General features: G+C 65.6%; 9 protein-coding genes. All 9 read right to left on the reverse strand.

Annotated elements, in window-relative coordinates; translation table 11 throughout:
* Positions 1–7: 7 nt before the first annotated feature.
* The 9 genes from AC1M14_RS22790 to AC1M14_RS22830 all read right to left on the reverse strand — a co-directional run bounded on the left by AC1M14_RS22790 (position 8) and on the right by AC1M14_RS22830 (position 9,227).
* Positions 8–490 carry an MbcA/ParS/Xre antitoxin family protein gene (locus AC1M14_RS22790; protein ID WP_479730509.1) on the reverse strand — a complete coding sequence of 161 codons (483 nt, stop codon included), beginning with the start codon at positions 488–490 and terminating at the stop codon, positions 8–10.
* The gene (locus AC1M14_RS22795; protein WP_479731832.1) at positions 399–1,418 is read right to left on the reverse strand and encodes a peptidylprolyl isomerase; all 1,020 of its coding nucleotides are present in this window, start codon (positions 1,416–1,418) and stop codon (positions 399–401) included. The genes AC1M14_RS22790 and AC1M14_RS22795 overlap by 92 nt, the downstream gene beginning before the upstream one ends.
* 55 nt (positions 1,419–1,473) lie before the next feature.
* Positions 1,474–1,989 carry a YbjN domain-containing protein gene (locus tag AC1M14_RS22800; RefSeq protein WP_479730510.1) on the reverse strand — a complete coding sequence of 172 codons (516 nt, stop codon included), beginning with the start codon at positions 1,987–1,989 and terminating at the stop codon, positions 1,474–1,476.
* Between the two features lie 33 nt (positions 1,990–2,022).
* A complete protein-coding gene (locus AC1M14_RS22805; RefSeq protein WP_168202229.1) occupies positions 2,023–2,727 on the reverse strand; it encodes a DNA repair protein in 705 nt (234 codons plus the stop codon).
* 14 nt (positions 2,728–2,741) lie between these two features.
* Positions 2,742–4,424: a putative porin gene (locus tag AC1M14_RS22810; RefSeq protein ID WP_479730511.1), complete on the reverse strand. Its 1,683-nt coding sequence runs from the start codon at positions 4,422–4,424 to the stop codon at positions 2,742–2,744.
* A 93-nt stretch (positions 4,425–4,517) separates the two neighbouring features.
* Entirely contained in the window at positions 4,518–5,243 is a 726-nt protein-coding gene (locus tag AC1M14_RS22815; RefSeq protein ID WP_102775445.1) for an energy transducer TonB family protein, read from the reverse strand.
* Positions 5,244–5,253: 10 nt separating this feature from the next.
* Entirely contained in the window at positions 5,254–5,673 is a 420-nt protein-coding gene (locus tag AC1M14_RS22820; RefSeq protein ID WP_102775444.1) for an ExbD/TolR family protein, read from the reverse strand.
* An 11-nt stretch (positions 5,674–5,684) separates the two neighbouring features.
* On the reverse strand, positions 5,685–7,556 hold the full coding sequence (locus AC1M14_RS22825) for a DUF2341 domain-containing protein (RefSeq protein WP_479730512.1): 1,872 nt from the start codon (positions 7,554–7,556) through the stop codon (positions 5,685–5,687).
* A 36-nt stretch (positions 7,557–7,592) separates the two neighbouring features.
* Positions 7,593–9,227, reverse strand: coding sequence for a ShlB/FhaC/HecB family hemolysin secretion/activation protein (locus AC1M14_RS22830; RefSeq protein WP_479730513.1), 1,635 nt, complete (start codon positions 9,225–9,227; stop codon positions 7,593–7,595).
* Positions 9,228–9,413: the final 186 nt, after the last annotated feature.

The raw sequence follows: 9,413 nt of genomic DNA on the forward strand, positions 1-9,413 counted from the left end.
AGTGTCGTCATATCAAGCTGCCTTCGTCGATCATGATCAGCCAACGTTCGAGCAAATCCGCTTCTCTCGCGGTGCGCGCCGAGTCCAGCGGCGCGCGGCCTTGCAGGCGGACCTTGGGCTGGTCCAGCCAGGCGCGGGCCGCGTCCCGATCGCCAAAGACCAACTCGGCCAGCCAGACGACGCGCAAGCCCCGGTACAGCGCGACGACATACTCGCGACTCATCGCGGCGGGCCCGGGTTGGGGCAACAGCCGCGCCAGGCGTTCCGGCGTGAGGCTGTCCTGGAGGGCGTCGAGCAGCGCCGGCCCGATGGCGACGGACCTGGGCGAGCTGACATAGCCCAGCGACGCCCGGATGCGCAGGTTGAGCCGGACGCGCGCGCCCTGCCCGGCATCGTCCTTATTGAACGGCCACCGGGGATGAAGGGGGGCTCGCCGCGCTGACTGCTGGATGAGATGCCGCCTCGAAAGCGGCGTTGACTTCCCCGCCATCGATACTGACTGTTCCGCCATTGATCAGACCCTCCAGGTAGGCGCGCGCGGCTTGCTGCTGGCGCTGGGTGCGCAACGCGGCGCGCAGTTGATCTTCCACTTGCGCCAGAGGTTGCGCCTGCGCTTCGCGGACGTCCACGACTTTGACGATGTGGATGCCGCCGGGCAGCTGGATCGGATCGCTGACCTCGCCCTCGGCCATTTTCTGCACGACTTCGCGCAGGCCCGGGATCAACTGCTGCAGCGCCATTTCGCCGCTGTCCCCGCCTTTTTCCGCGGTGGTCTTGTCTTGCGAGTACTCGCGCGCCAGGGCGGCGAAATCCGCTTTCTCGGCGCGGGCGCGCTTGACCAGATCGGCGGCCTGCTTGCTGGCGCGCGCCACGGCCTGCCCGTCGGTATACGGCGCGGCCAGGTAGATCTGACTGATGCGATAGCGCGCCGGCACGGTCAGACGCGCCTTGTTCTGATCGTAGGCGGCCTGCAGTTCCTGCCTGGAAGGGTAGTCCGCGGGCGGTTCGCTGACAGACTCCAGATAGGTTCGCAGCACGACCTGGTCGCGGGTCAGTTCCAGCGCGCGGCGAATCTCCGGGCGGCTGGCCCACCCCTGGTTGCCGGCTTGCGCGATCAGGGCCTTTTCGGCCAGGCGCGCGCGCAGCCACTGGTCCAGCGAGGCCCGGTCCGCCTGCAGCTGCGTCCGTTGCTCGATGGTCAGGCCGCGCAGGACGTCCTCGATGTCGGCCCGCGAGATCGAGACCTCGCCCAGCGTGGCGACAGGCTTGTCTGCAGGCGTCGCGGTCTGCCTGGCCGCCGGCGTCCCGTCGGCGCTGGCCTGCGCGGGTGCGGCGGCTTTTTCCGACGTTTTGGCCTGGGCTTCGCTCTTGTCGCCGCAGGCGCCCAGCAAGACCACGCTCAAACCCGCTGCCGCCACCGCGCGCAAGATATTGCATTCGTTCATAAACGTTCTCGAAAAGGACTGATCACGATCACGCGACGGCTTCCTGCGCCGCGTGGCTGGCCGCTCCCCCCTCTTCTTGCGCCGCGGCCTCGGCCGCCTCCGGCTGCTGCCCGCCCTCCTGCCGAACATACTGGCGCAGGAACATCAAGAACTCCTGCAGCAGGCGGTCCCACAGTTCGATCATGGCGCGCAGGTGGTTCTGGCTGACGCCGCCGGCGACGACCACGTCCATTTCCAGCACCAGGAAGGAGCCGCCCTGCACCGTCAGGCACGCAAAACGCTTGCCCACGTTCCATGAGCCCACCAGGTCGTCGGGCAGTTCGCCCTGTACGTGCAGCGCACACCTGAACGTGTAGTCGACGAACTCGCCCTCCTTCGGCCCGGGGTTACCGAAACGCACGGAAAATCCCGCCCCTTGGCTGGCGCTCAGCAACTGCACCGCGCCGTTCTGATCGGAACGGCTCACTCGCAGGCCGGCGTCTTGCAGCAGCTCGGTCAGGCTGTCGGCCGTGACGGTCTGAATGAGAGAAGTGCTGTCAGTCATTGTGTGTTGCTTCCATGTAAGAAAAATGAAAACTCAATCCGCGGGCCTGGATTCCGCGGCGGCCGGCGGCTGGCGCGCGTCTCTAATGAACTGCGCGTCGTACAGCTTGTCGCCATAGGCCTGGGCCTGCTCGTCGAACAGGACTCGCGCCTTGCCGGCAAAGGGCTGCCGGATCTTCAGCATGTCGCCCGTGCCGAACGACTCGTAGGCCGCCAGCAGTTCTTTGCCGGCGGCATACATATCGGCGTTCTTGCTTTCGCACATCGTCAGCAGGCCTTCGCTTGCTTTGAGCGCGGTTTCGAGGCTGTTGCGCCTGGCCTCGCTGGCGCGCGCCATGCCCAGCAATTCGTCGTAGGCGCCGCGCACCTGGGCGGCATGCGCCTGGCTGGCGGCGACCTGTTCCCGGGCAGCTTCGCGCACCTGGTCCAACTTGCCGGCTTCGGTCTGCGCCGCCTCCAGCTTTTGCTGCAGTTGCTTGCCTTGGCCGCGCAGTTGCTCGATCTCTTTTTGCGCGGCGTCGCGTTGCGCTTCGGCCGTGCTTTTGGCGGCGTTGAGCTGGGCGCGTTCGCTTTGCAGCTGTTGCAGTTGTTGCGTGACGCTGCGCAGCTCGGTGCGCAGGCGCTCTTCCATGCTTTGCGCCTGGGCCGTCACGGGCGCGCCCAGGACCGCCGCGAGCGCGAGCCCCAATGCCGCCAGGCGGCCCGGCGCCTGCATGCGAGTACGAACTGAAGTTCTCATGTTTGCCTTTCCCATCAGAAGCGCGCGTTGATTTCCGCTTGCACGATGTCGACCGCGTACGGCGCGCCGTAGACTTCCTTGGAACTGGTCCAGCGCACCAGGCCGTAGACGTTGTCGTCAAAGGCGTAACCGCCGCCCAGGAAGTAGCCGCGCGCATTGGTGCCGCCCAGATGGAACGTGGAATCGTTGTAGCCGTCCGGCATGGCGTCGGGTTGGATGTACTTGTAGCCCGCGAACACCATCCAGTCGCCTTTGTTGCGCAAGTCCAGGCCGCGGCCCAACGCCGCCTGCAGCATCCAGGCATTGGGGCCGCTTTCTATCGACGCGCCGTTCGCGCCCGCGCGATTGTTGACGATGTTTCCGACACCGCCGGCGCGGCTGCGCATCTCGCCTTCGTCGTAGGCCAGGTTGCGCACGTAGTTGCCGTGCAGACGCAGGCCCAGACCGTCGAAAGCCTCGGTGTCCCAGATGAGGTTCATATCGAGCAGGTTGAACTTCGAGGCCAGGCCGACGTACTGGTATTGGTCGTTGGCGGCGTTGGTCGGGTCCCCGGGAATGGCGGGAATCAGGTTGCGCAGCAGGAAGGCGGTGTTGCCTTGCTGCATGAAGGCCGGGCGCGACCAATCGGTATCGCAGACCGCGTAGTCGGTGCGGCAAGGCGACGACCGCTGACCGGAGATATTGTCAAAGCGGTAATAGGCCAGGGAGCCGGTCAGCGTGTTGCGTTTGTTGATTTCCCACTTGGCGCCGACCTGCGCGCCAAACAGCCATTTGTTCTCGGTCTCGCCTTCGCTCCAGCTGCTGTCGGACCACTTGCCGAAGGTCTGTTCCAGGGCAAATGCGCCCAGGGTGCCGAACATCGTGACCGGACGGTCGGCCAGGGCTTGCTTGAACACGGCCGAAACGCCGTCGAAGTTCAAGTCGTTCGAATACAGCATGTCGGTCGACAGGAAGGGGTTGGCGGCCCGGCCTGCCGTCATGTTGACCCACTCCCTGGGGCGATATGCGATGTACATCTGGTCCAGCCACACGTCTTTTTTGCTCATGCCGCCGCCCAGCGTCTGGGTGGTGGACACGGGGCTGTCATCGCTGCCCGAAGCCAGGCGCACGCCGGCCAGCCATTGATCCGAGATCTGGGCCTTGACGCCGAGGCGCGCGCGGACGCGCAGCATATTGCGACGATCCTGGCGGGTGTTGGTGTACGGGAAATCCAGCGAGTAATCCTGGCCGTTGGCGGTGATGCGGATCGGGCCGTTGTTGTTCCACGCGTTGAAGTTGATGATGTTGTCGGCGTTGTACGAGTCGTACAGGCGCGACTCGTAGCGCGCCCGCACGTCGCCTTCGACCGTGATGCGGGAGACCCAGTCGGGAAAGGTATTGGGCTGGGCCCAGTTCTCGGCCTTGGCCTGGACCATGACCTCTTGCTTGACCTCGTCGCGGATGCTGGCGCGCACGGACTCGGGGATGTAGGGCACGCGCACGTCGCCCGGCTGGGCGATAGCGGCGCCCGCCGCGCCGATCTGGGCCGTCTGCGCCGTCTGGGTCTTTTGGGCCTGGGCGGCTTCGGCCTCGGCCTGCTTGACCAGGGCGTCAGCCTGCTCCTGCTTGAGCACGCCCTGCTCGACCAGCATGCGGATCAGGTTGATCGTGGCGTTGGAGGAGGTCTGCGCCTGCGCGGCGCCAGGGTTCGCGCCCATCACCATAGCGACGGCCAATGCAACGGCCAATCGTGTGGATTCAAATTTCATCTTCAAACTCCGAATCTAGGAATCACGTTCAGGACAATGCGGTCAGGATGGGCGGCGGCCCGACAAGGACGCGCGGATGGGCATGCTGACCGAGGCTGGCGGACGTTCGCCCACGGAGGGCACGGCGCGCAGCGCGGCTATCACTTTTTCGTCGATCTCGGCATCGCCGCTGGAACGGGTCAGCTCGACGCGCAGGATCTGCCCGGCCTGGTTCAGCCAGATGTCGACGTTCATGCGGAAAATCAGATTGCGGGTCCGATCGTCCTCGCGCAGGATCTTCTGCAGGGCGTAGGCCATGTACTGGCTGTAAGTGGCGTTGCCGGCGCGGCCGCCGCCAGAGCCCGACATGCCGCGCCCTTGGCCCGCGCCGATATTGAAGGCGTCGCTGCCCGCCTGCGAATCGGCGTCCATCTGCATGGGGTCGGCCAGATCGTCCGACGGCGAAGGCGGCGCGTTGTCCTCGGGCTTGGGTGCTTCTTCCATCGGCTCGGGCTCGGGCTGCGGTTCCGGCTCGACCACTTCTTCCGGCTTTGTCTCGGGCTCGGGCGGCGGCTGTTCGGGTTCCGGAGGCGGCGGCGGAGGCGGCGGCAGCGGAATGATCGCGGGCACCTGCGGCGCCTGTCGCTTCACGCCCGCCATATCGTTGGCCCATTGCCAGGCGAAATAGCCCAGCGCGGCCAGCACCGCCACGATCCCCACGCCCTTGGCGATGCGGACCGCCCGGCGCTTGCCCTTGCGTTCGGCTGGATCAGGAAAGTTCGACGACATGTTGCGCGCTCTAAGGGGTCGGCTTGCCGGTTACCAGGCCAACCTGGGAGAGTTCGAGACGGCGCAGCAGATCCAGTACCTCGACCACTTTCTGGTACTGCACGACGGCGTCGCCGCGCACGATGATCGGAAAGTCCGGATTCAGCGCCTTCTCGGTGCGCAGACGGTCTTCCAGCTCCTGCAGGGTCACCGGATAGGCGTCCAGGAACACCTGGCCGGCCTCGTTGATGGAAATGGCCTTGGTCTTGGGCTGGGCCAGCGACACCGTGCTGCTGGCCTTGGGCAGCTTGACCTGGATGCCGGAGATCTGGGCGGTGGCGGTCAGGATGAACATGACCAGCACCACCATAAGCACGTCGACCAGCGGCGTGATGTTGATGCCATCGACCGGCGCGCCGTCATCGTCATCGCTCGTGGACACGGATGCCATGTCGAATCTCCTTAAGCAGCACGAGCGATTTCGGCGACCTGGCTTTCGCCATGCACCTCGGCCAGGCGGGTCACGAACTCATCGACGAACACGCGCATGTCGGCGCCCACGTCCTTGTTGCGACCCTGCAGCCGGTTGTAGCCAAACAGCGCCGGGATCGCGACGAACAGCCCCATGGCGGTAGCCAGCAGCGCGGCCGCCATGCCCGGCGCGATGGCGTTGATGTTCACGTCGCCCGCCATGGCGGTGCCCAGGAACACCACCATGATCCCCAGCACCGTGCCCAGCAGGCCGATGTACGGGCCGCCGGCGATGGCGTTGGACAGCACTCCCATGCGGCGGCCCAGCGTCTGCGCTTCTCTGGTGCGAACGGCGTCCATGGAAGCGCGGATGGCTTCTATGGTGGCGCCGGAGATCGACGAGGTGTCGGCGCCCTGCGCACGGCGCACCCGCAGTTCGTTGACGGCGACTTCGTACAGACGCCACAGCGGAGCCTCGCCCAAGGCGCCCTTCAGCGCAGCGTCGTCCATCAGCATCTCAAGACGGTTGCCGACCTTGGAGAAAGCCTGGCGAAACCGGGCATTGCCTTCTTCCACGCGCGCAACCTTGCGGTTCTTGGAGATCATGACCACCCACGACTGGATCATCATGAAGACCAGCACGGCGATCACGATCCAGGCGTCCAGCGGGACGGCATTGAGCAGATAGCCCAGGCCGCCAAAGCCGAAGCCCGATTGCTCTTCGTCGGCGCCGTAGGCCACCAGGCGCGACTCGGCGCCCTGGGCCAACGCGTCGGCCCTGATGACCGCCGCCGGACGCGCGATCTTGGAGATGCGGATTTCGTCGATGGCCCCGATGAACGGCGCGTAAACCGCTGCAGGCGTCACAGGCGCGGAGGCTTGCGCGTCAACGGCGGGAACAGCCGTCGCCGCATCGCCTTCGGCGGGCGCGGCAGCAGGAACCGCCGCCGCGGCCCCGGGCACGTTGCCGCCGATCGCGGCGACCGTGTTCAGCGCGGGCAGGCTGACGCCCAGGGTGGCGGCGGGCTGCCCGTTGACGTACAGCACGACCTGCCTGCCATCGGCGGTCACGGCCAGGTGTTGCCAGGCGGCCGGCGACAGCGGTTGGCCGGGTTGCGAGCGCTGGCCGCTGACCTCGACAAAGGGCACGCCATTGTCCAAGCCGATCAGCAGCGAATTGCCGCCATCGCGACGGGCATAGACGAGCTGCGTGCCGGCGGGCTGGTCGGCGCGCACCCAGGCGCTGAACGTGAAGGCGCCGGCGGAAGGCAGCGCCATCGAGGGGCTGGCGGGCAGCATCAGCGGCGCGCCGCCGGAAAACTGCGCGGCGCGACCGATCACGCCGTCCACCAGGCCGTTCGGTGCGGTCTGCGCGTGGTTGCTGTAGGCGGTGGCATCGCGCGGCGGCGCGTCGGGCGCGCCGTTGAAGTGGTACACCAGCGTGTAGTTGGGGTCGAAAGCCAACTGGCCGTTGGAAGTCGCCGGCGCCTGCTGGTTGCCGTAGTACATCCAGATATCCTGGCGCTGCGCGCCCACGACCTCCGGAATGTCGACCCAGACCAGCGCCATGCCCAAGAGCGGATCGAACCTTTCGATCTGATGGTTCAGCACGGTCTTGTCGTCGCTGGCGACAAAGCGCAGGTCCGAGCCGTTTTCATTGACGCCGTCAAAGGCGAAGTTGCCGGTGTGCAGGCGCACCAGCAGCGGCACGCGGCCCACGTTGTCATTGATGGCGCCGGCCTGCGCCGTCGTATCCACCGAGATCTGCTTGCGAAAGTTCCAATCCGCCTGCCACCAAGCCTTGGCGGTCAGCGGGAACGCGCTGACGACCAGGGTCAGCATCAGAAAGAGTAAGCGTTGCATGGTAGTCGTGCTCCGGAAGGCCTTCATCCGTATGGGTTAATAGGTGGCGCGCAGATTGAAGTTGAGGCGCGAATCGTTTTTCTTGGTGACGTCGCCGTCGCGCAGGGCATAGCCCCAGCTAAGGCCGCCGTACAGCCAGTCGAAAACCTGTATGCGGGTACCCAGGCCGACGCTGGCCAGGCCAAAGGAATGCTGTTGCTCGGGCAGCGGATCGCGCAGGCGCAGGAATGCCCAATCGGCGAAAGCGAAGAAGCGCCATTCATTCACGAGCGGGCCGGTCCAGCGCGACAGCGATGGCGTGCGCAATTCGAGCGACGCCATCAGGCCTTCATCGGCCGCGCGTTCCGCGGCCAGGTAGCCCCGCACGCTGGTCGCGCCGCCAGCCGAGAACTGCTCGTTGGACACCAGCGCGCCTGACGCCAGCTGGAAGCCGCCGCGCGCAAACAGCTGCCAATCGCGGCCAAAGTTCTGGGTGTGGGTCAGATCGCCGCGCAACAGCGCGAAGCTGGGGCTGGCCATGTAGCGCTTGTAGTCGAAGTCTTCTTCGCTGCTGCCCACGCCGAACATGCTGCGCGAGGCCGCGACCAGGCTCATGCTGACCGAGCTCTGCGCAATCTCCGTATAGCGATAGCCGTCGTACGACAGCGTGAACGGCAGATACTTGAGCGGCACGCGATCGCGGTCATCGCCGAAACGGATCTGCTCGTCGAAATCCTTGTAGTCCAGGCCGAAGGAGAAACTGTTGTACCAATTGCCCAACGGCTCCATGCTGTAGGTCGCCATCGCGCCAAACGAGTGGCCGCGGCCCAGCACATTGGTGCCCCCGATGGTGGCCACGTCGCTGTCGGACTTGTAGCCCGCGAACTGCAGGCTCCAACGGTCGGACAGGGGCATGGAGTACGAGCCCGACCAAACCCGGGCGTTGGACGGTTCCTGGGGCGCGGTGAAAAAGGTCAGCGAGAATGCATGGCCGCGCTGCCACAGGTTGTCATGGCCGAGCGTGAACATGGCGCGCAGCTTCTCGGTGTCGGCGCTGTAATCGTTGTTCAGGCCCGCGCTGGCGCTCCAGGGGCTTTTGTCTTCGACCTTGAGGTCGACGTCCATGGTGCCGGGGAACTTGCCCTCCCGCACCAGCGGCATGACCTGGCGGCTGGACGTACGGTTGAGCGCCGTCAGCTCGACCTGCGCCTTGTTGAAGTTGGGCACCTCGCCTTCCTGCAGCGCCGGCACCTCTTCGCGGATCTCCAGCGGCGAATAGTGCTGCGCGCCCACCACGCGCAAACGCCCCACCTTGGTCTCGGTCACCTGCAGAATCACGACCCCGCCCGTCACCTGCTGCTCGGGCAGGTCGACGTACACGGATTGATAACCTTTCTGGTGATAGCTGTCTTGCAAAGCATTACGGGCCGACTCGATGTCGGACATCGTGCGTTCAGGCCCGAGGAATGGGTAGACGGCTTTTTCGATATCGGTCGCGTTGAGCACCGAGTTGCCGCGCACGATGTATTCGCTGATGTTGACGCGGCGCTCGTCCGTTTGCCGGGAAGGCGGCGCGGCAGCCTCGTCTGCGCCATCCTGGGCGTGGGCGCCGGGCTGCATGCCCAGCGCCAGCAATGCCGCGCCCAAGACCTTGAACCACACGCCCTGTCCTGCGTTTTTCAACTGATGCATGGAACCGCACTCAATACCGGTTGGTTTAGGAATGGAGACAGCCGTGGCTCGGGCAGATACGCCAGCAAACCGGCTGTCATGCTCATTTACACATTCCTAGACGAACGGCGATCGTGCGGAGTGCTCGATGTCACAAAAACTTCATGCAGAAATCCGCGGAAGCGGGGCGCGCGCCTTGGCCGCGGC

The sequence above is a fragment of the Achromobacter sp. SX5 genome, from assembly GCF_056711425.1.